Here is a 21,362-nt window from a genome sequence, read left to right on the forward strand (position 1 = left end):
TCGTAACCGCAGGACCGAGGAGGTCTGGGCATGGCTGTAGTCGCACGCAAGCAGAAGTTCCCGTTCCCGGATCTGCCGGACTGGTTCGAGGCCTTCCCCACCCGATTCACCATGCCGGCGATGGCCGATCTGTACACCATGAGGATCGAGGAGTTCACCGCGGAAGGCCGCTACGTCATTCGAGCGGAACTCCCGGGCATCGAGGTCAAGGATCTGGACGTCACGGTCGAGGACGGCAACCTCACCATCAGAGCCGAGCGCACCGAGCGCGAGGTGGACAAGCATCGCAGCGAGATCCGCTACGGATCCCTGACCCGCAGTGTCACCCTGCCCAAGAGCGCGGACGAGAACGATGTCCGTGCCGAATACATCGACGGCATGCTGACCGTCAGCGTTGGCCTCGGCGAGGAGAAGCCGGAGGCGAAACACATCGAAATCAAGCACGCCACGTGACCCGCACCGGGTGGTCGCCCGGACGGACATGCACTGCCGTCCGTCCGGGCGGCCAGGCGCCGGTGCGGCGATTCGTGGTGACCCTCGGCCCCGGACGATCCTCTATCGCCGGGAGCGTCGTGCCTCCCACTGCGCTGCGGCGCTGTCCAGCAGCATCTCCAGGGCCGTGGGATAGGCGCTGTCGACCATGCGGGTCGCCAGGAGTGGCGCCGCCTCGGCGATCCGGGGGTGTGTGGTGCGCGGCAGGCGGGCGTACGTCGAGCGCCACATGTCCTCGTCGGCGCTGAGGCTTTCGCGTGGCAGGGCCAGCGAGGCGGCGTCGAGCGCGGCGAAGGCCAGGGTCTGGTCGATGAAGGCGTGGTAGATCCGTACCGTGTCCGGCAGCGGGAATCCCGCCGTGCGGAGTACGTCAAGGATGGCCTCGTCGGCGGCCAGCTCGTGGGCCCGCCCGGTGACCCGGTTCGCGGTGAGCAGTGCCGCCTGCGGATGCCCGACATACACGGCGTGGATGCGCAACCCGAGGCCGCGCAGATCGGACCGCCACTCCCCCGTGGGCCGCCAGCCTTGAAGGGCCTGCCCAATGAGGGCGTCGCCGATGGCGAGGGTCAGATCGTCCATGCCGCGGAAGTACCGGTAGAGGGTGCTGGGGTCGGCGTTCAGGGCCAGGCCGAGACGGCGGGCGGTGAGTCCCGTGCTGCCGTGCTCACGCAGCATCCGCAGGGCGGTCTCGACGATCAGTTGCTCGGACAGCACGGTGCCGCTTCTGGTGGGACGGCGGCGCCGCCGTTTCTCCTCGGGTACCACCGTTTTCGCCACCGCCGCCTCCCCGCCCCGGTCCTTATGCCAACACCATTGACCTTATCCGAGCGCGCGGCGTTGGATCTCCCGGCAGGGGCGCCGCGCCTCCGTTCCGCGCGGGCATGCCCCAACTCCACAGAGAGGAAGTCCGTGTCATGCGTGTTCTGCTTGTGGGAGCCGGCGGTGTGGGCACCGCGATCACCCGGATCGCGGCCCGGCGCTCGTTCTTCGACGAGATGGTCGTGGCCGACTACGACCTGAGCCGGGCCGAGGCCGCGGTCGCTGCCCTCACGGGCACCGCGGGCCGCTTCCGTGCCGAGCACGTCGACGCGTCCGATCAGGCCGCAGTGACGGCGCTGCTGACGCGGCACGGGTGCGACGTCCTGCTCAATGCCACCGACCCGCGGTTCGTGATGCCCCTCTTTCAGGCGGCGCTCGCGGCCGGCGCAACCTACCTCGACATGGCGATGTCTCTGTCGCGCCCGCACCCCGAGCGGCCCTACGAGGAGTGCGGGGTCATGCTCGGCGACACGCAGTTCGCACAGGCTGCCGACTGGGAGAAGGCGGGCGCGCTGGCTCTCGTCGGCATGGGTGTGGAGCCGGGGCTGTCCGATGTCTTCGCACGGTACGCGGCCGACGAACTCTTCGATGAGATCGAGGAGATCGGCATCCGCGACGGCGCGAACCTCACCGTCGACGGCTACGAATTCGCACCCTCCTTCAGCATCTGGACCACCATCGAGGAGTGTCTCAATCCGCCGGTCGTCTACGAAGCGGACCGCGGCTGGTTCACGACCGCGCCCTTCAGCGAGCCGGAGGTGTTCGACTTCCCCGAGGGCATCGGCCCGGTCGAGTGCGTGAACGTGGAGCACGAGGAGGTTTTGCTTGTTCCCCGTTGGGTCGACGCGCGGCGCGTGACCTTCAAGTACGGCCTGGGCGAGGAATTCATCCAGACCCTCAGGACACTGCACCTCCTGGGCCTGGACCGCACCGATCCGGTGACCGTGCCGAGCGCTGCGGGCCCGGTGGGCGTGTCGCCCCGCGACGTCGTGGCCGCCTGCCTGCCGGATCCGGCGACGCTGGGCGAGCGCATGCACGGCAAGACCTGCGCGGGCACCTGGGTGCGCGGCACCAAGGACGGCGAGTCACGCGAGGTCTACCTCTACCACGTGGTGGACAACCAGTGGTCGATGGCCGAGTACGGCTCCCAGGCAGTGGTGTGGCAGACGGCCGTCAACCCGGTCGTCGCCCTCGAACTCCTGGCCACGGGCGCGTGGACCGGCTCGGGGGTCCTCGGCCCGGAGGCCTTCCCCGCGCGCCCCTTCCTGGACCTGCTCAGCGCGTATGGCTCTCCGTGGGGCATGCGGGAGCAGTGACCGCCCTCGGCTCACCAGGGGATCCGACGCGGCTCTGCGTCGGAAAGACGGTCGGGAGGGTTCACCGCGGGATCGCCGCATGCGTGGTGAACCGGCCGACAGCAGCTCACCGCCCTTGCGGCCGGTGCACCTCCCGGCCATGGAGTCCCGGAGCCGGGCAGGCGACTGCACGGCCCCGGGGCCCGGGCGATCAATCTCACTGGGGCTGGGCGATCACCATCAGGAGGTCGCCCCCCTCGACCTGCTGAACGGAGGTGATGGCCAGGCGGTCCACCGCTCCGGCGACCGGAGCGGTGATGGCGGCCTCCATCTTCATCGCCTCGATCGTCGCGATGGTCGCACCCGCCTCGACCCGGTCTCCGGCTGCGACCGACAGCGTCACCACCCCGGCGAACGGTGCGGCAACGTGTTTCGGGTCGGACTTGTCGGCCTTCTCCGCTGCCGGAAGTTCCGAAGCCACCGAGCGGTCACGCACCTGGATCGGCCGGAGCTGGCCATTGAGCGTGGCCATCACGGTGCGCATGCCGCGCTCATCCGCTTCACCGATCGCCTCCAGTGCGATGAGCAGCCGCACCCCGGGCTCGAGGTCCACCTCATGCTCCTCCCCCGGTCGCAGACCGTAGAAGAAGTCCTTGCTCGGCAGGACTCCGGTGTCGCCGTAGGCGTCCCGATGTGCCTCGAACTCCTTCGCCGGCCCGGGGAACAGCAGCCGGTTGAGAGTGGCCCGCCGGTCCTTGTCCAGTCCGTCGCGGTCCCCGGCGGACAGTTCGGCGACCGGCCTGGGCGCGGCGCGGCCCTTGAGGGCCTTGCTGCGGAACGGCTCCGGCCAGCCGCCGGGCGGGTCGCCCAACTCGCCGCGCAGGAAACCGATCACGGAGTCCGGGATGTCGTACGCGCCGGGCTCGGCGGCGAACCGCTCCGGTGGGACGCCCGCGCCGACGAGGTGCAGGGCGAGGTCGCCGACCACTTTGGACGACGGTGTGACCTTGACCAGGCGGCCGAGCATGCGGTCGGCCGCGGCATACATCGCCTCAATGTCCTCGAACCGGTCACCGAGGCCCAACTCCCGTGCCTGGACGCGCAGGTTGGACAGCTGACCGCCGGGGATCCCGTGGTCGTACACGCGCCCGGTGGGCGAGGCCGGGCCGGCCTCGAACGGCGCGTAGATCCTGCGCACGATCTCCCAGTACGGTTCGAGGTCTCCGACCGCCCGCAGGCTCAGCCCGGTCGGCCGCTCGGAGTGGTCGGTGGCCGCGACGATCGCCGACAGCGAGGGCTGCGAGGTGGTGCCCGCCATCGAGGCCACCGCTCCGTCCACGGCATCGGCGCCGGCGTTGATCGCGGCCAGGTAGGTGGCCAGCTGACCGCCGGCCGTGTCGTGGGTGTGGAGGTGGACCGGCAGCTCGAACTCCCTGCGCAGCGCGGTCACCAGTTTCGCGGCGGCGGGTGCCCGGAGCAGCCCCGCCATGTCCTTGATCGCCAGGACGTGCGCGCCGGACTCGACGATCTGCTCGGCGAGCCGGAGGTAGTAGTCGAGGGTGTAGAGCTTCTCGGAAAGGTCGGACAGGTCCGAGGTGTAGCACAGGGCCACCTCGGCGACGGCCGATCCGGTCTCGCGCACGGCGTCGATCGCCGGCCGCATCCGGCCGACGTCATTGAGCGCGTCGAAGATGCGGAAGATGTCGATGCCGGTCCGGGTGGCCTCCTCGACGAAGGCGGTGGTGACCTCCGCGGGGTACGGGGTGTAGCCGACCGTATTGCGGCCACGCAGCAGCATCTGCAGGCAGATGTTGGGCACCGCCTCACGCAGGCGGGCCAGGCGGTCCCAGGGGTCCTCGGCCAGGAAGCGCAGCGCCACGTCGTAGGTGGCGCCGCCCCAGCACTCCAGCGAGAGCAGCTGCGGCAGAGTCCGGGCCACGGCCGGGGCAACGGCGAGCAGATCCTTCGTCCGCACCCGGGTGGCCAGCAGGGACTGGTGGGCGTCCCGGAAGGTGGTGTCGGTGACGGCGACCGCGGGTGATTCCCGCAGGCGCCGCGCGAAGCCCTCCGGCCCCAGCTCGGTCAGCTGCTGCTTCGACCCGGCGGGCGGTACGCCGTTCGCGATGTCCGGCAGTTTGGTCGTGGGGTCGATCAGGTGCGGGCGCTCACCGTGCGGCTTGTTGACCGTGAGGTCGGCGAGGTAGGTGAGCAGGCGGGTGCCGCGGTCGGCGGAGTGGCGCGAGGTCAGCAGATGCGGGCGCTCCTCGATGAACGACGTGGTGACCCGGCCCTCCTGGAAGTCCGGGTCGTCGAGAACCGCCTGCAGGAACGGAATGTTCGTGGCCACGCCGCGGATGCGGAACTCGGCCACCGCGCGCCGGGCCCGTCGCACCGCGGTGGCGAAGTCGCGGCCCCGGCAGGTCAGTTTCACCAGCATGGAGTCGAAGTGGGCGCTGATCTCGGAACCGACGAAGGCGGTGCCGCCGTCCAGCCTGATGCCGGAGCCGCCCGGCGAGCGGTACGCGCTGATGGTGCCGGTGTCCGGCCGGAACCCGTTGGCCGGGTCCTCGCTGGTGATCCGGCACTGCAGTGCGGCACCCCGCAGACAGATCCCGTCCTGCGCGAGACCGAGGTCGGCCAGGGTCTCGCCGGCGGCGATGCGCAGTTGCGCCTGGACCAGGTCGACGTCGGTGACCTCCTCGGTCACCGTGTGCTCGACCTGGATGCGCGGGTTCATCTCGATGAAGACGTGGTTGCCTTCCCGGTCGAGCAGGAACTCGACGGTGCCGGCGTTGCGGTAACCGATGCTGTGCGCGAAGGCGACCGCGTCGGCGCAGATGCGGTCCCGGATCACGGGGTCGAGGTTGGGCGCCGGGGCCAGTTCGAGGACCTTTTGATGGCGCCGCTGCACCGAGCAGTCCCGCTCGAACAGGTGGATGATGTCGCCGTGTCCGTCGGCGAGAATCTGCACCTCGATGTGGCGGGGGTCGACGACCGCCTTCTCCAGGAACACCGTGGCGTCGCCGAAGGCGGACTCGGCCTCGCGGGACGCCGCCTCGATGGCCTCGCGCAGGTGCGCGGGGTCGTCCACTCGCCGCATTCCGCGCCCGCCGCCTCCGGCAACCGCCTTGACGAACAGCGGGAGGCCGATCTCCTCCGCGGCCGCCGCCAGCTCGTCCACGTCGGTCGACGGCTGCGACGACCCCAGGACCGGCACACCCGCCGCACGGGCCGCGGCGACCGCGCGCGCCTTGTTGCCGGTCAGTTCCAGCACCCCGACGCTGGGACCGATGAACGTGATTCCGGCGTCCTCGCAGGCCCGGGCCAGATCCGGGTTCTCGGACAGGAAGCCGTACCCGGGGTAAACGGCGTCCGCCCCGGCCCTGCGCGCCGCGCCCACGATCTCCTCGACCGACAGGTAGGCGCGCACCGGGTGCCCCCTCCGGCCGATCTCGTAGGCCTCGTCGGCCTTGAGACGATGCAGCGAGCCGCGGTCCTCGTACGGGAACACGGCCGCCGTTCCCGCGCCCAGTTCGTAGGCGGCGCGGAATGCGCGGACGGCGATCTCACCACGGTTCGCGACAAGTACCTTCCGGAACATGAGCAGTCCCTCCCTGACGTTCGCGACGTGCGCGCCCGACGGGCGCCCTCGTGACTGATGCCCTGTCTACACCCGTACAAGAGCAGCCCGGGCCGAATCACCACCGGCCGGTCGCTCTGCTGCAGGTTCGCGGAGGTCATCATGGAGCGGTCGGGTATGCCTCGGCTGGGTGTGGAGCGGGCAGCCTGATCCGCCGCTACATCGTCTGGCGAATCCGCCCTGCCGACGACCGGCGCCTACGCGCCGTGGCCGGCAGGGCAAACATTGCGGGACTACGGCTTGTCCCGTGTCAGCATCGGCAGCAGCAGAGCGGCCGACCAGCTGAAGTTGGGCGAGTTGAGCGGTGCTCCCGTCGTCGGGTCATAGTTCTCCATGATCGGCCCGTTGCCAGTGAGGCCTGACGCTTGGGTGAGGAGTCGATCCGTCAGGGCGTTCGCTTCCTTGACGTAGCCGTAGCGGCGCAGGCCGTCGCAGGCGAAGTAGGCCTGGTCGAACCACACGGGGCCGCGCCAGTACGCCGTCGGCGAGAAGTAGGGGGAGCTCTTCGACACGGTCGGGAACGGGACGGTCGTCGCGAACTCCCCAGGGTCCATCAGCTTGTCGCGCACTGCGCGAGCCTGCGTCCTGGACGCGGTGCCGGTCCACAGCGGGACCGCGCCCTCGATGCCGCGGCCGCGGGCCGTGAGCGGCACGCCGCTGCCCAGCGCGGTGTCGTGGAACCAGCCGTCGGTGGGGTCGTACATCGTGGTGCGGACGGCGGAGGAGGTCGCGGCGGACCGCTGCTTCCACCGCTCGGCGTCGGCACCGCGGCCGAGCGCGCCCGCGATGCGCGCCAAGTTGCCCTGGTCAGAGGCGAGATAGGAGTTCAGGTCGACGGATTCCTGGTTGAGGGAGTAGCCGAGGAGTGTTCCGTCGGCCGCGCGGTTGGCGACGACGTTCGTGCCGAGGGCGGCGTCGAAGCGGGGCGCGTTGTCCATGCCGCTCTCCCAGGCAGCGGCGAGGCGCCGCTCCTCGGGCGAGTTGTTGGCGGGGTCGACGGTCGCACCGTACTCGGCGAGGCCGTTGTGGTCGTGGTCGCGGTTGCGGTACCACCAGGCCTGGTAGGCGGCGAGCTTCGGGTACATCTCACGAAGGAAGGCCTTGTCGCCCGTCTTCGCGTACACCTCCCACACGGCCCAGGCGGCCAGCGGGGGCTTGGAGTTGCGCTCGTTCCAGTTGCCGCCGCCGCGCGAGGGGTCGTTGTAGAAGATGACGTCGGGGACCATCCCGGCGTCCTGCGGGCGCGTCGCGGAGTCCGACGTGATCTGCCAGTCGAACATGGAGCGGATCTGTGACTCGGCCAGATCGGGCGCGAAGCGGGCCGTGCCCACGGCCTGCTTCCAGGTGTCCCAGGCCCAGATACCGCCGGTGAACCACTTGTAGGAGATCGATGGCGTGATCCCGTCGTGCTTGATCTGCCCCGCTGCGCTGCGCCAGTTGGTGACGAGGGTCTCCAGGGACTTCACGGCGGCGCGCCGCCGGTCCGCGGGCACGTTCCGGGTCACTCCGGCGACGTAGCCGTGCCAGCGTGCGTCGCCCGCCGAGACGACCGACGCCGGGTGGTCGAGGACGTCCCGCACCGTCGCCTTCTCGCGGGTCCTCTCGGCGGCGGTGAAGGTGTAGGACTCGGTCCAGTCGAAGCTGTGCGAGCGACCCGGTGCGAGGCTCACCGGCTCGGTGGTCTCGGTGCGGTACGTGTCGCCGTCCACTGTGGTGCGCACGCGGTCCTTGTGGGTGACCTCGAAGCGTTCCGTGCCGTCGGTGAGGTAGTCCCAGGTCTCACGGACCTCGGCGAAGTCGACGCCGACGCCCGAGCGGGTGGCGGTCAGCGAGGGCGCGTCGCGCATCGGTCTGTCGGCGGGCCGCAGCAGGCTGCCCGTCCAGTCGGCGCCCAGCGTGCGGGGCGCCGAGCCGGTATTGCGGACCTGGGCGCGCACCAGGGCGCTGCGGCCGGTCGCGAAGCGGAGTTCGAGGGTGAGGCGCAGTCCGTGGCCGAGGTCGTACGACTGGAGGAGCCGGCCGGGCAAGGACGTGAACCGGGGTGCACCGCCGCCGGCCAGGTCGAGTGTGCGGCCGTTTTCGGTGAGGCGGATACGGCTGAAGGACTTACTGAGCCACCAGGGGTATTCCTGGGCAATGTAAAGGGGCCCGGAGAAGCCGCCGTATGCGTCCTTGTCACCGGCTTTCGGCAGGGCGTAGGCATGCCAGGCCCCTTGGTCGGCGAAAACGGTGACAGGGTTGTTGTCCTCGTCATCGCCGGGCAGGGCGGCGGCCGGGGTGCCGTGCAGGTCGAGCACGTCGGCGTACGGGGACGCCGGCGCCGGGTGCTCATGGGCGGAGGCCGCTTGCGGCACGGCGAGGGCGCCGCCGGCGAGAAGGAGTGCGGTCAGAGCTCTCAGGGGCCGGTTTCCGGTCACTTCTGGGTCCCTCCAAGGGAGTCGGTGGCGATGCGCAGGACCGCGGCACCGAGCGGGCCGAGGCGTACGTGGTCACGGACGGTCGTCCCGGTGAGCAGATCGATGCCGCCTGCGGCACAGGCGCCGGTCAATGGCGTCTGTGTGTCGTGGTCCGTGTGGTTGAGGACGAAGAGGTAGGTGCCGTGCTCGCCGGTCCGGACGGTCGACTCGACTCCCTCGGGGACGTCGAGCACGGGCCTCACACCGGCCTCCAGCAGGGCTGCGTCGAACACGGCGCCGATGCCGTCGCCGAGGTGAGCACTCGCGTACCAGGCGGTGCCGCTGCCGTAGGGGTGGCGGGTGACGGCGGGGCGGCCGGTCAGCTCTCCGGCCGCGTACACGTCGACGACCTCGGTCTCCGGGCCCTCGGTCTCGATCCACTCGCTCCACAGGGTGGCCTCGGCGCCGGAGGCCAGCTGCACCGCCTCGCCGTCGGGGATCGGCCAGAACTCGTCGACGCTCACGCCGAGTACGTCTCTCAGCGGTCCAGGCGCGCCGCCGTCGTGGATGTGATCGTCGCCGTCGACGACGCCGCTGAAGGGTCCGCACACGAAGTGGCCGCCTCCCTGGACGTACGCGGCGATGCGTTCGGCGTTCTCGGGACGCAGCAGGTGGAGATTGGGCGCGAGAACCGCCCGGTAGCCGTCGAGGTCGGCGTGCGGGGGGACGAACTCGGCGGTGACTGCGCGGGCGTGGAGCGCCGCATACCAGGGGTGCAGGAGGTCGCGCCAGCGCATGCGGGCCGAGGGGTGATCGTCGGCCTCGAGGGCCCACCAGGAATCCCAGTCGAGGACGATCGCCACGTCCGCGGGGGTGGTGGCGCCGGTGACCTCGCCGAGCCGGGCGAGCTCGGTGCCGAAGCGGACGGTCTCGCGCCAGCCGCGGGAGTCTGTGCCGCGGTGCGGGAACAGTGCGCTGTGGTATTTCTCGGCGCCCGCGCGGGAGGCACGCCACTGGAAGTACATGATGCCGTCAGCGCCGCGGGCCAGGGCCTGGAGGGACCAGAGGCGTTGCAGGCCGGACTTCTTGGGGACGTTGACCGGGCGCCAGCTGACCGCGGACGGCGCCTGCTCGAGGAGCAGCCAGGGGCGGCCGCCCTTGAGCGAGCGCATCAGGTCGTAGTTGAGGGCGGCGTTGACGTGGGCGCGTGGGTCGGCGGGGTCCGGGTAGGCGTCGTCGGAGACGAGGTCCTCGTGCTCAGCCCACTTCCAGTAGTCGAGTGCCTTGAACATCGACATGAAGTTGGTGGTGGCCGGGATGTCCGGGCTCAGCTCGCTCAGGACGCCGCGCTCGGCGCGGTGGCAGTCCAGGAGGGCGTCGGAGCAGAAGCGCCGCCAGTCGAGGAGCTGCGTCGGGTTGACCGGTCCGGGCGCGGTGCGCGGGGGTTCGATCTCAGCGTACGTGCCGTAGCGCTGCGACCAGAAAGCCGTGCCCCAGGCGCGGTTGAGGGAGTCGATCGTGCCGTAGCGGTCGGTCAGCCAGGTACGGAAGTGATCGGCGGAGCGGGCGCAGAAGCACTCGGTGACATGGTCCCCGTACTCGTTGTGGATGTGCCACAGGGCGAGCGCCGGGTGGTGTGCGTAGCGTTCGACGAGGGTGCGGGTCAAGCGCACGGCGGCGGCGCGGTACACGGGCGAGGACGGGCAGTAGTGCTGGCGCGAGCCGAATTCGAGACGTACGCCGTCGGCCGTGACCGGCAGGATCTCGGGGTGGGCGCGCACGAGCCAGGCGGGGGGTGACGCGGTCGCGGTCGCCAGGTCGACGGCGACACCGTGGGCGTGCAGCAGGTCGAGGAGCCGGTCGAACCAGGCGAAGTCCCAGGTGTCCGGGCCGGGCTGGAGTCTCGCCCAGGAGAAGACGCCGACGGTCACCATGGTGACGCCGGCCTCGCGCATCAGCTCGGCGTCCTCGGCCCAGACGCTCTCGGGCCACTGCTCGGGGTTGTAGTCACCGCCATAGAGGACGCCCGGGACCCGGGTCAGGCGGCTCATCCCTTTACCGCCCCGCCGAGCAGTCCGGCCACGAACTGCCGCTGGAAGACCAGGAACAGGGCCATGAGGGGCAGCGTCGCAAGCAACGAGCCGAGCATCAGGCCCGAGTAGTCGACATGGGAGAGCCCCGTGAGGGTGTTGAGCGCGACGGGCACGGTGTATTTGTCCTCGGAGTTGAGCATGAGCAGCGGCCAGATGAAGCTGTTCCACTGCGCCATGAACGTGAAGATGACCAGGGCGCCGAGCTGTGGGCGCACGCACGGCAGCACAACCTGGTAGAAGGTGCGCAGCTCGCCGGATCCGTCGATGCGGGCCGATTCGATGAGCTCGTCGGGGAAGTCGACGAAGCCCTGCCGCATCAGCAGGATACCGAAGGAGTTGGCAAGGAACGGCAGGACTACGGCTTGGTAGGAGTCGATCCAGCCGACGCTCGCCATCATCTGGAACAGCGGCACGAGCAGCACCTGGAACGGGATCATCATGGTGGTGAGCACGGCGCCGAGCAGCAGACCCCGGCCGCGGAAGCGGTACTTGGCGAGCCCGTAACCGCACATGGCTGAGATCAGCGAGCTGAGCGCGGTGTGCACGACGGCGATGCCGAGGCTGTTGAGGAGGACACGGCCGAAGCCGATGGTGTCCTGGAGCCGTGCGAGGTTGTCGAGCAGGCGTCCGCCGGGCAGGACCGGTGGCGGGGAGTGGAACAGTTCGGAGGTGGAGTGTGTCGCGGCGATCGCCATCCACAGGAACGGCACGAGGCTGACAACGGCGCCCGCCGCAAGGCACAGACGCACGGCGTAGCGGCCGACGCGCCGGGCGGGGTGGACGCGTACAGGGGGCTGCTGGAGTGCGGTCACCGCCGGCGCTCCCTTCCGAAGGCGACGTACTGGAGGGCGGAGATCGCGGCGATGAGAGCCACGACGACCCAGGCGATGGCGGCGGCGTAGCCGAAGTCGAGCTGCTGGAAGCCGACTTTGTAGAGGTAGACGACCGGGGTGAGCGTCGCGTCGTCGGGTCCGCCGCGCGTGAGGACGTAGTTCTCGTCGAAGAGCTGAAGCGTGCCGATGGTGGAGGTGATCACGCAGAACAGGACGATGGGGCGCAACTGCGGCAGGATCACGCGCGTGTACGTGGAGAGGGTGCCGGAGCCATCGATGTCTGCGGCCTCGTACTGCTCCTTCCCGATGGCCTGGAGCCCGGCGAGGAGAATGACGGCGTTGTAGCCGGTCCAGCGCCAGGTCAGGGACGCGATCAGTGAAACACGGGCCCACGTGGGGCTGTTGAGCCAGTCGATCGGGCCGATGCCGATGGCGCCGAGCATCTGGTTGACGAGGCCGCCGTCGGTCTTGAGGAGGACCTGGAAGACGACGGCGTACGCGACGAGTGTGGTGACGGCGGGCAGGAAGTGGACCGCGCGCCAGGTGCCACGGAAGCGCAGCCAGGACTGGTTGAGGAGGACGGCGAGGACGAGGGCAAGGCCGATCATCACCGGGACCTGGACAACGAGGATGATCCCCGTGTTGAGCAGGGACTCCACGAAGGCGGGGTCGTGGATCATGCGCCGGTACTGGTCGAGGCCGACCCAGCGGGTGGCGCCCGTGTCCTCGGTGGTGAAGCTCTGCAGGAGGCTCGCGCCGAGCGGATAAACGAAGAAGAGAGCGAAGAGGGCGGCGGCCGGTCCGGCGAAGATCCAGGCGACGGGGCGCGGGCGCCGGCGGCGGGTCGCCGCGGGGGCGCGGGCGGGTGCGACCGGCCGGTCGTGGGTGGTGTGGACGGCCATCGGGCTACTTCACCCTCTCGCGGCCGGTGGCCGCGGCGATCTGCCGCGCCGCCGAACTCAGCGTGGCGCGCGGGTCCTTGCCCCGCAGCATCACACCGGTGACTGCGGAGATCATGATGTCGGTTGCCTTCGCGTCGTCCTTGTTGTTCTCGACCGGCGGGATGTTGCGGGCGAGCCGGGCGAACACGTCGAGGGCTGCCTGGCCGCCGAAGTACCCCTGTTTCGCGCTCAGATACGGGTCGTCGAGCGCGGGCAGATACGCCGGGAACAGGCCCTCGCGCTTCAGCATGGAGACCTGGTTCGCCTTGCCCGTGAGCAGGAACTCGATGAACGCCCAGGCCAGGCGTGGGTTCTTGCTCTGCGCGGGAACGCAGAGAGTGGAGCCGCCGATGTTCGAGGTGCGGATGCCGTCGGCGGTGAACCCGGGCAGGGGAACCACCCCGAACTTCCCTTTCAGCTCGGGCATCTCCTCGGTGAGCGTACCCGTCCACCAGGCGGCGGTGGGCGTGGTGCTGGCCTTTCCCTCCTTGGTGCCGGTGACGAGCCCGTCCCAGCCCTTCTCGTAGTCGACGAGTCCCTTGTCGTGCAGGGTCTTCATCAGGGTCATGGACTGCACGGCCTCGGGGGTGTCGACGGCGACCCGGCCGCCCTTGAAGTAGGACTGCCCTTGCTGCTGGAGCAGCATCGGCAGGATGCCCGCGTCGGTGGAGTCCATGATGAGCAGCTTGCGGCCGGTGGCCTTCTTGATCCGTACACCCGCCGCCACATAGTCGTCCCAGGTCAGGAGAGACTTGGGGTCGACTCCGGCGGCACGGAAGTGGTCCGTGCGGTAATAGAGCGCGCAGGGGCCGATGTCCCAGGGCAGGGCGAGGACGGCGCCCCCCTTGCCGGTGACGGTGCGCCACGCGGCGCGGTCGAAGTCGCCGCCGTAGCGGCCGCCGAGGCTCGTCAGGTCGTAGAAGCCGCTCGGAAAGTTGCCGGTGTAGCGCGGCATGTGGCTGCCCTCGACCGTGAGGACATCGGCGAGGCCCGAGCCGCCGCGCAGGCCAACGGTGATCTTGTCGTAGGCGTTGTCGTATCCGATGTCGACGACATCGACGGTGGTGCCGGGGTGGCGCTCCTCGAAGGTGCGGGCCAGTCGCTTCATGGCCTGGGCGGCCACGTCCCACGACCAGACAGTGATCTTTCCGCTGACCTTGCCCTTTTTGTCGCCCTCCTTGCCACTGATGCCGCGGGCGCCTCCGCCGCCCGAACCGCCCATGGCACACGCGCTGACCAGGGACGTTGCCGCGGTCGCCAGACCTGTGGCCAGAACAAGTCGTCGGGTGGGTCTCGTTGACACTCTTGCCTCCTAGAGCCTGAATGCCTAATGCTGTATTCAGAACACTGAATGACGGACCCTGCCGTCAAGAGGCGTACACCCAAAGACTTTTGCTGCTGTGGTTCATGACTTCCGTCGGCTCACGCGAAAGGCGCGGCATGACGTCACCCCAGAAATCCGCCCCCTCTTACATCCACCCCTACATCCCCAACGCGGTCCCCGCCGTGCGGCAGGCGATGCTCGAGGAGATCGGCGCGGCGAGCGTCGAGGACTTCTACGCCGACATCCCGGACTCCATCCGGCTGCACCGCCCCCTCGACCTGCCGACCCCACTGCGCTCGGAGGCCGAACTCACCCGCCACATGGATGAGTTGCTCGGACGCAACACCTCGACGCGGCAGGCGCTCAGCTTTCTCGGCTCCGGCTGCTACCAGCACCACGTACCGGCGGTCGTGGACGAGGTGGTCAACCGCAGTGAGTTCCTCACGGCGTACGCGGGTGAGCCCTACGAGGACCACGGCCGGTTCCAGGCCCTGTGGGAGTACCAGTCGATGATGGCCGAGCTGCTCGATGTCGAGGTCGTCAACGTCCCGGTGTACGACGGCTTTCAGGCCTCGGGAACCGCGCTGCGGATGGCCGGCCGGATCACGGGCCGCCGCCGCGTGGTCATCGCCACGGCCGTCGTCGGCGACAAGCTCTCCCGGATACGCGACTACGTACGCCCCGACCACGACGTGACGGTCGTGCCCGTCGACCCGGACACCGGCTGCGCCGACCTCGACGCCGTACGCGCCGCGCTCGCCGTCGGCGACACGGCCGCCGTGTACGCGGACTCGCCCTCCGCGCTCGGCATCGTCGACGAGGCACTGCCCCGTCTCGCCGAACTCGCCCACGATTCAGGGGCGTTGTACGTCGTGGGCTGCAATCCGCTCACACTCGGCGTGCTCGCGCCACCCTCCGCGTACGGCGCGGACATCGCGTGCGGCGACATCCAGCCGCTCGGCCTCCACCAGAGCTTCGGCGGCGGCAACGCGGGCTTCATCGCCACGCGGGACGAAGAGATGCTGGTCGCCGAGTACCCGTCACGCCTGTTCGGTCTCGTGCCGACGACCGTCGAGGGTGAGTACGGCTTCGGTGACGTCGCCTACGAGCGGACGTCGTTCGCACTGCGCGAGGAGGGCAAGGAGTGGGTCGGCACGGCCGCCGCGCTGCACGGCATCGGCGCCGGGGTCTATCTCGCGCTGATGGGACCGCAGGGCATGCGGGAGATCGGCGACACGATCCTCGCGCTCACCGGGTACGCCCGTCGACGCCTCGCCGAGGTGCCCGGCATCGAGGTCCCGTACGGCGACGCCCTGCACTTTGCCGACTTCACCGTCCGTTACACGGGCAACAGGACCGCCGCCGAGATCCGCGCCGATCTCAAGGAACGGGGCATCTTCGGCGGCACACCGACCGGCACGCACGAGGCCGCGTACTGCGTCACCGAAGTCCACACCAAGGCCGACATCGACCGACTCGCCGCGACCCTCGAGGAGATCGTCAAGTGACCGCCCCGCACGCACCCGTGTCCGTCTCCCCCGAGGAGGCCCGCGTCGCCGACAAGCCGCGCCTCCGCCGTTTCCAGCAGGCCTCCTGGGACGAGAAACTGATCTTCGAGCTGGGTTCGCCGGGCGAACGAGGCATTCTCGTACCAGCGGCCGATCCGTCGATCGACCAGGTGGAGATACCCGCCGCACTGCGCCGCGCGACGCCACCCGCCCTCCCTGAAATGTCCCAACAGCAGGTCCTGCGCCACTACTTGCGCCTGTCGCAGGAGAACCTGGGCGCGGACCTCAACATCGACGTCGGCCAGGGCACCTGCACCATGAAGTACAGCCCCAAGGTCAACGACCAGTTCGTACGCGACCCACGGATCGCCGCGCTGCATCCGCTCCAGGACGAGGACACCGTGCAGGGCGTCCTCGGGATCATTCACAGCCTGGAGCAGCTCCTGAAGGAGATCTCCGGCATGGACCGGGTATCGCTCCAGCCAGGCGCGGGCTCCGCGGCGATATACACGAACGTCGCCATGATCCGCGCCTACTTCGCCGCGCGCGGCGAGCTGGAGCAGCGCGATGAGGTGATCACGACGATCTTCTCCCATCCGTCGAACGCGGCCTGTGCGAAGACGGCCGGCTTCAAGGTCATCACTCTCCACCCGGACGCCGACGGCTACCCGGACATCGAAGCCCTCAAGGCGGCGGTCGGCCCGCGCACGGCGGCCCTCCTCATCACCAACCCCGAGGACACGGGCATCTACAACCCGCGCATCGAGGACTTCGTACGGATCGTGCACGAGGCGGGCGGACTGTGCTCGTACGACCAGGCCAACGCCAACGGCATCCTCGGCATCACGCGGGCGCGGGACGCGGGCTTCGACCTGTGCCACTTCAACCTGCACAAGACGTTCTCGACACCGCACGCGTGCGGCGGTCCGGCGGCCGGCGCGTGCGCGGTCACCGCGGACCTCGCCCCGTATCTGCCGCGCCCCACGGTCGAGTTCGACGGGTCCGCCTACCGGCTTGACGACGACCGGCCCGAGTCGGTCGGCAAGATGCGGCCGTTCTACGGGGTCGTGCCGAACCTGGTCCGCGCCTACGCGTGGATCATGTCGCTCGGCGCTGAGGGTCTGCGGGCCGCCGCCGAGACGGCGGTCCTGAACAACAACTACCTTCTCCACAAGGTCCGGCAGATCCCCGGCGTCTCGATCCCCTACGCGGCCGGGCGCCCGCGCGTCGAGCAGGTCCGCTACAGCTGGGAGAAGCTTCACGAGGACACCGGCCTGCACTCCGAGGACATCGGCCTGCGCGCCGCGGACTTCGGCACCCACTACTGGACGAGCCATCACCCGTACGTCGTGCCCGAACCCATGACGCTGGAGCCGACCGAGTCCTACACGCGTGCCGACCTCGACGAGTACGCGGCGATCCTCGCAGAGATCGCCCGCGAGGCCTACGACGACCCGGAGACCGTACGCACGGCACCACACCGTTCGACCATCCACCGCGTACGCCCTGAGGCCCTCGACGACCCTGCGACGTGGGCGGTCTCCTGGCGCGCCTACCGCCGCAAGGTTCTCGGCGAGGCGACCCGTTGACCCGGCTGCCCAGGATCGGCCTGGTAGTCAACCCGGTCGCCGGCCTCGGTGGCCGGGTCGGCCTCGGCGGCACCGACGGCTCGGAGCGCCCCCGCGTGGCACTCTCACTGGGGGCGCGCCCTCTGGCCGGGGCACGCGCGGCAGCCACGCTGGGTGAACTGACGCTGCGACTGGGTGAGTTGGCGGGGGTGGGGCGCCCCCGCCACGTGCCAATCCTCGTCGTCACAGCCGCCGGCTCCCTGGGCGCCGACTCCGTCGCCTCCGCCGGGCTCCCCGCGCGGGTCGTGTACGCGGCAGAGGACGGTCGGGACACCTCGGCCGCGGACACAGCAGCCGCGGTGCGCGCCGTCGTTGGCGAAGGCGTCGATCTGCTCCTCTTCGCCGGGGGCGACGGCACCGCGCGGGACGTGCTCGCCGCTCTCGGGGACGCGCCCTGCCCCGTCCTCGGCGTGCCGACCGGTGTGAAGATGCACTCGGCCGTCTTCGCCGTCAGCCCGCGCGCCGCGGGTGAGGTCGCCGCTGCATGGGTCTCCCGCAAGGGCGCCGTACGGCTGCGGGACGCCGAGGTGATGGACCGCGACGAGGATGCCCTGAGCGAAGGCCGCGTCACATCCCGGCTCTTCGGCTGGCTCCCCGTCCCCGACGTACCGGTACGCGTACAGCAGCGCAAGACCGGCAGCACCGTCACCGCGCTGGGGGCGGTCGGCGGCATCGCGGCCGACGTTGCCGAGCGCGTCGGCGACGGGCTGCTGGTACTCGGCCCCGGGAGCACCACCCGCGCCGTCGCGGCCGCGCTCGGCGCGGATGCCACCCTCACCGGGGTCGACGTGCTCAGCCTGCGCAGCGGTCAGCGGCCGCGCGTCGTGGCCCGTGACGTCGCCGAGGACACCCTCCTCGCGCTCGGTCCGGCCTGGATCGCGCTCTCCCCCATCGGTGGCCAGGGTTTCCTCCTCGGCCGCGGCAATCAGCAGATCTCGCCCCGGGTCCTGCGCGCGGCGGGCGGCCGCGATCATCTGCTCGTGCTGTGCACCGAACAGAAACTGTCCGCGCTCGGCGGCCGCCCCCTCCTCCTCGACACCGGCGACGACGCGCTCGATGCGGAACTCTCCGGCCACATCCCTGTCATCACCGGCAGCCGGCGTACGTCGCTGTACCGGCTCGCGACCTGACCCGACACCCCCTGAAACCCGTACCTCCACGTCCCAGAAGGAGCCCAAGATGATCTCTCTTGATGGCAAGCGCGCCCTCGTGACCGGTGGCGGAGCCGGTATCGGCCGCGCCACCGCCCAGGTCCTCGCCGAGCTCGGCGCCCGCGTGGTGATCGCAGACATCGACACGGAAGGCGGCGAACAGACGGCGAAGGACACCGGAGGGACGTTCGTACGCTGCGACGTGTCCCGGCGCGAGGACTGCGAGGCCGTCGTGAACACGGCGCAGGAGCGGTTCGGCGGCGTGGACGTACTCTTCAACAACGCCGGCATCATCCGCCGCTCCACGGTCTGTGAGATCACCGAGGACGACTGGGACCTGGTGATGGCCGTGAACATCCGCTCGGTGATGCTGATGAGCCGCCTCGTGATCCCGGGGATGGCCGCCAGGGGCGGCGGCTCCATCGTCAACACCGGGTCCGGCTGGGGCATCCGCGGCGGCGGCCGAGCCGTCTCGTACTGCGCGTCGAAGGGTGCCGTCGTCAACATGACCCGCGCCATGGCCATCGACCACGGCCCCGACAACATCCGCGTGAACTGCGTCTGCCCCGGTGACACGGCGACCGGGATGCTCGCCGAGGAGGCCCGCCAGCTCGGCGAGAGCTCCGACGCGTTCTACGCCGACGCCGCCGACCGTCCGCTCGGCCGCATCGGGCAGCCCCGCGACATCGGCCAGACCGTGGCGTTCCTCGCCTCGGACGCCTCGGCGTTCCTGAGCGGGGCGATCATCCCGGTCGACGGCGCCGGTACCGCGTGACCCGCGGGTAGCGGATAATCGACCGCACCGAAGGGGAGGGCAGCCTCACATGCCAATCGAAAACCGCCCGCTGCGCGAACAGGTCAAGGAGGAACTGATCAAGCGCCTCGGGCGCGGCACGATCGCGACCGGCGCGCCCATCAACGAGGGACAGCTCGCCACCGAGCTCGGCGTCAGCCGTACTCCGCTGCGCGAGGCCCTGATCACGCTGGAGCGTGAGGGCGTCATCACCAGTGAGCGCGGCAAGGGCTTCCGCTTCACACCGCTCAGCGCGCAGGAATTCCGTGACCTGTCCGCGATCGTCGCGACACTGGAGGCGCTGGCCCTGGAGTCCAGCGACCCCGAGCATCTGGCGGCGACGGCTCCCCGGCTGCTCGAGGAGGCGCGCGCGTTCTCGGCCCCGCAGGCGCCGCACGACGTCATAGAGCGGTACGACGACGCGTGGCACGACCTGCTCCTGTCGGGCTGCACGAACGACCGCCTGATGAAGCTGATCACCTCCCTGAAGGTGACGATGCACCGCTACGAGCAGGTGGCCCTGGGTGACCAGGACATCCTGGAACGTTCCGCGGTGGAGCACGAGCGGATCGCCGAGTGCCTCCAGCGCGGCGACCTCGACGCGGCGGTCGCGGCGCTCAAGGAGAACTGGAACAGCGGAATGCACCGGATCCTGGAACACCTCAAGGACTGACCCGTGCGGCGGGTCCCTGGTGAAGCCGTGGTGCGGGTCGGGCCCCGGGCTTGCCCCGCACCGTCCATGCGCGGTCCGATCACCGTGGATCGGACGTGAGGAGCCGGCTGGGCCAGTACTTCGATCACCCGAGTCCGGTCAACGGTCAGCCGTCCACGGAGATCGCCCGAGGCACCGAGGCGGACGCGGCGCACGTGCCGCGCCCGCCCGGGGCCGTACGTCGCCCACCGCGCACGCCGCCCCGCTCAGCCGGCGAACTGGGCCATCCACGCCTCGACTTCGTCCGCGGCGCGCGGCAGTCTGGCCGACAGGTTCTCGTGGCCACCGTCGGTGACGACCAGGTCGTCCTCGATCCGGACGCCGATGCCGCGCCATTCCTCGGGCACGGTCAGATCGTCCGCCTGGAAATACAGGCCTGGCTCGACGGTGAGCACCATGTCTGGCTCCAACACGCCGTCGACGTACTCCTCGTTCCGGGCCATCGCGCAGTCATGGACGTCCAGACCGAGCATGTGGCCGGTTCCAGCCATGGTGAAGCGGCGCTGCAGGCCGAGTTCGTACGCGCGGTCGACGGGGCCGTCGATGAAGCCCCACTCGACCAGCCGCGCCGCCAGGTAGCGTTGCGACGCCTCGTGGAAGTCGCGGTACAGGGCACCCGGCTTGACCGCCGCCATGCCGGCTTCCTGGGCCTCGTACACCGCGTCGTAGATCTCGCGCTGCAGCGTCGTGAAGGTCCCGTTGATCGGAAGTGTGCGGGTGATGTCGGCGGTGTAGAGGGAGTGCGTCTCCACACCGGCGTCGAACAGGAGCAGATCGCCCGGGCGCACCGGACCGTCGTTGTCCGTCCAGTGCATGATCGTGGCATGCTCGCCCGCGGCACAGATCGAGCCGTAGCCGACGGCGTTGCCCTCGAGACGTGCCCGTCGGAAGAAGGTCCCCTCGATCCACCGCTCGGACGACGCGATCGCCCGGGAAAGCTCCCCGATGACGTCGGTGAATCCGCGCACGGTGGAGTCCACAGCCTTGCGGATCTCGGCGATCTCCCACTCGTCCTTCACGAGGCGGAGTTCGCTGAGCGCCTCCTCCAGCTCGGCGTCACGCTCCTCATCGGTGGTGACAGCGGCTTCCAGGGACGGGTCGTGACCACGGACGATCCGCGTCGGTGCGCCGGCGGCAGCGGCCAGGTCGCGGGCCACCGTGCGGACGTCGCGGCAGGGCAGTCCGAGCACGCGCTCCGACTCGGTGAGGGAACGGCGCCGGCCCATCCACAGCTCGGCCGTCGCGCCTGTCCAGAAGACGTCGTTGTCCCTGCTGTCCCGTGGCAGCTGGTAGCAGTACGCGTCGTGGCCGCCGTCCGCGCGGGGTTCGAGCACGAGAGCGCCGTCACGGGCCTGGTCCCCGGTCATGTGCACATAGCCCGAGTACGGCCGGAACGGGTAACTGTCGTCGTTCGATCGGGTCTTGAGGTTCCCCGAGGGGATCACCAGGCGTTCGCCGGGAAAACGGGCGGAGAGCGCGGCGCGGCGGCGGGCCGCGTACGGAGCCTGGTCGCTGAGCTGCAGACCGTGCCGCTCGGTGTCGGCCCACCCCGTCCGCATCAGGGCGGACAGCTCTTCGGAGATCCCTTGGTAGAGACCGTTCTTTCGACCTTTCGCCACTTCATACACCTTCTTCTGGGTGGGTTCCTCAAGGACGAGGGGCAGAGAGGCGCGTGCGGACAGGCCGCACTCCCTCCCGGTGCAGCCCCAGGCGCACTCGCTGCCACCGGTCGTCGGC

Annotated in this window: 15 protein-coding genes and 1 pseudogene; 8 read left to right on the forward strand and 8 right to left on the reverse strand. The window is 70.0% G+C overall.

The window, feature by feature from the left end:
- The first annotated feature begins 30 nt into the window (after nucleotides 1-30).
- The gene (locus AB0N06_RS14240) at nucleotides 31-453 is read left to right on the forward strand and encodes an Hsp20/alpha crystallin family protein (protein ID WP_366134963.1); all 423 of its coding nucleotides are present in this window, start codon (nucleotides 31-33) and stop codon (nucleotides 451-453) included.
- Between the two features lie 102 nt (nucleotides 454-555).
- On the opposite strand, the gene AB0N06_RS14245 is transcribed toward AB0N06_RS14240, so the two are convergent.
- Nucleotides 556-1,269 carry a helix-turn-helix domain-containing protein gene (locus AB0N06_RS14245; RefSeq protein ID WP_366134964.1) on the reverse strand — a complete coding sequence of 238 codons (714 nt, stop codon included), beginning with the start codon at nucleotides 1,267-1,269 and terminating at the stop codon, nucleotides 556-558.
- A 137-nt stretch (nucleotides 1,270-1,406) separates the two neighbouring features.
- On the opposite strand from AB0N06_RS14245, the gene AB0N06_RS14250 reads away from it, so the two are divergent.
- The gene (locus tag AB0N06_RS14250; RefSeq protein WP_366134965.1) at nucleotides 1,407-2,627 is read left to right on the forward strand and encodes a saccharopine dehydrogenase C-terminal domain-containing protein; all 1,221 of its coding nucleotides are present in this window, start codon (nucleotides 1,407-1,409) and stop codon (nucleotides 2,625-2,627) included.
- A gap of 196 nt (nucleotides 2,628-2,823) precedes the next feature.
- Here AB0N06_RS14250 and AB0N06_RS14255 read toward each other — a convergent pair whose 3' ends face one another.
- The 6 genes from AB0N06_RS14255 to AB0N06_RS14280 all read right to left on the reverse strand — a co-directional run bounded on the left by AB0N06_RS14255 (nucleotide 2,824) and on the right by AB0N06_RS14280 (nucleotide 13,812).
- Nucleotides 2,824-6,207, reverse strand: coding sequence for a pyruvate carboxylase (locus tag AB0N06_RS14255; RefSeq protein WP_366134966.1), 3,384 nt, complete (start codon nucleotides 6,205-6,207; stop codon nucleotides 2,824-2,826).
- Nucleotides 6,208-6,479: 272 nt separating this feature from the next.
- Complete coding sequence (locus AB0N06_RS14260) at nucleotides 6,480-8,663, reverse strand: trehalase family glycosidase (RefSeq protein ID WP_366134967.1); 2,184 nt, start codon at nucleotides 8,661-8,663, stop codon at nucleotides 6,480-6,482.
- On the reverse strand, nucleotides 8,660-10,693 hold the full coding sequence (locus AB0N06_RS14265; RefSeq protein WP_366134968.1) for a beta-galactosidase: 2,034 nt from the start codon (nucleotides 10,691-10,693) through the stop codon (nucleotides 8,660-8,662). Before AB0N06_RS14265 ends, AB0N06_RS14260 begins: the two co-directional genes overlap by 4 nt.
- Nucleotides 10,690-11,547, reverse strand: a complete 858-nt coding sequence (locus tag AB0N06_RS14270) for a carbohydrate ABC transporter permease (RefSeq protein WP_366134969.1) — start codon at nucleotides 11,545-11,547, stop codon at nucleotides 10,690-10,692. Before AB0N06_RS14270 ends, AB0N06_RS14265 begins: the two co-directional genes overlap by 4 nt.
- A complete protein-coding gene (locus AB0N06_RS14275; RefSeq protein WP_366134970.1) occupies nucleotides 11,544-12,470 on the reverse strand; it encodes a sugar ABC transporter permease in 927 nt (308 codons plus the stop codon). The genes AB0N06_RS14270 and AB0N06_RS14275 overlap by 4 nt, the downstream gene beginning before the upstream one ends.
- 4 nt (nucleotides 12,471-12,474) lie before the next feature.
- Nucleotides 12,475-13,812, reverse strand: coding sequence for a sugar ABC transporter substrate-binding protein (locus AB0N06_RS14280; protein WP_366134971.1), 1,338 nt, complete (start codon nucleotides 13,810-13,812; stop codon nucleotides 12,475-12,477).
- A 137-nt stretch (nucleotides 13,813-13,949) separates the two neighbouring features.
- On the opposite strand from AB0N06_RS14280, the gene gcvPA reads away from it, so the two are divergent.
- The 6 genes and pseudogenes from gcvPA to AB0N06_RS14310 form a co-directional block, all read left to right on the forward strand.
- Nucleotides 13,950-15,341 (forward strand): aminomethyl-transferring glycine dehydrogenase subunit GcvPA, encoded by a 1,392-nt coding sequence (gene gcvPA, locus AB0N06_RS14285; RefSeq protein WP_366134972.1) that lies wholly within the window; start codon nucleotides 13,950-13,952, stop codon nucleotides 15,339-15,341.
- On the forward strand, nucleotides 15,338-16,930 hold the full coding sequence (gene gcvPB, locus AB0N06_RS14290; protein WP_366134973.1) for an aminomethyl-transferring glycine dehydrogenase subunit GcvPB: 1,593 nt from the start codon (nucleotides 15,338-15,340) through the stop codon (nucleotides 16,928-16,930). The genes gcvPA and gcvPB overlap by 4 nt, the downstream gene beginning before the upstream one ends.
- Nucleotides 16,927-18,099: an NAD(+)/NADH kinase gene (locus AB0N06_RS14295; RefSeq protein WP_366134974.1), complete on the forward strand. Its 1,173-nt coding sequence runs from the start codon at nucleotides 16,927-16,929 to the stop codon at nucleotides 18,097-18,099. The genes gcvPB and AB0N06_RS14295 overlap by 4 nt, the downstream gene beginning before the upstream one ends.
- Nucleotides 18,100-18,148: 49 nt before the next feature.
- Nucleotides 18,149-18,895, forward strand: a complete 747-nt coding sequence (locus tag AB0N06_RS14300) for an SDR family oxidoreductase (protein WP_366134975.1) — start codon at nucleotides 18,149-18,151, stop codon at nucleotides 18,893-18,895.
- 49 nt (nucleotides 18,896-18,944) lie between these two features.
- Nucleotides 18,945-19,586, forward strand: a complete 642-nt coding sequence (locus AB0N06_RS14305) for a GntR family transcriptional regulator (protein WP_366134976.1) — start codon at nucleotides 18,945-18,947, stop codon at nucleotides 19,584-19,586.
- A gap of 50 nt (nucleotides 19,587-19,636) precedes the next feature.
- Nucleotides 19,637-19,812, forward strand: a pseudogene (locus AB0N06_RS14310) (aldehyde dehydrogenase); the annotation flags it as partial.
- Nucleotides 19,813-19,831: 19 nt separating this feature from the next.
- Here AB0N06_RS14310 and AB0N06_RS14315 read toward each other — a convergent pair.
- On the reverse strand, nucleotides 19,832-21,244 hold the full coding sequence (locus AB0N06_RS14315; protein ID WP_366134977.1) for an aminopeptidase P family protein: 1,413 nt from the start codon (nucleotides 21,242-21,244) through the stop codon (nucleotides 19,832-19,834).
- Nucleotides 21,245-21,362: the final 118 nt, after the last annotated feature.

Origin of the sequence: Streptomyces sp. NPDC051020 (genome assembly GCF_040683105.1) — a bacterium.
Lineage (GTDB): Bacteria > Actinomycetota > Actinomycetes > Streptomycetales > Streptomycetaceae > Streptomyces.

Bases quoted from the DNA above. Each gene is read 5' to 3' on its own strand.
- AB0N06_RS14255 (WP_366134966.1), bottom strand. From the start codon at position 6,207: ATGTTCCGGAAGGTACTTGTCGCGAACCGTGGTGAGATCGCCGTCCGC.
- AB0N06_RS14275 (WP_366134970.1), bottom strand. From the start codon at position 12,470: ATGGCCGTCCACACCACCCACGACCGGCCGGTCGCACCCGCCCGCGCC.
- gcvPA (WP_366134972.1), top strand. From the start codon at position 13,950: ATGACGTCACCCCAGAAATCCGCCCCCTCTTACATCCACCCCTACATC.
- AB0N06_RS14305 (WP_366134976.1), top strand. From the start codon at position 18,945: ATGCCAATCGAAAACCGCCCGCTGCGCGAACAGGTCAAGGAGGAACTG.
- AB0N06_RS14240 (WP_366134963.1), top strand. From the start codon at position 31: ATGGCTGTAGTCGCACGCAAGCAGAAGTTCCCGTTCCCGGATCTGCCG.
- AB0N06_RS14265 (WP_366134968.1), bottom strand. From the start codon at position 10,693: ATGAGCCGCCTGACCCGGGTCCCGGGCGTCCTCTATGGCGGTGACTAC.
- AB0N06_RS14300 (WP_366134975.1), top strand. From the start codon at position 18,149: ATGATCTCTCTTGATGGCAAGCGCGCCCTCGTGACCGGTGGCGGAGCC.
- AB0N06_RS14250 (WP_366134965.1), top strand. From the start codon at position 1,407: ATGCGTGTTCTGCTTGTGGGAGCCGGCGGTGTGGGCACCGCGATCACC.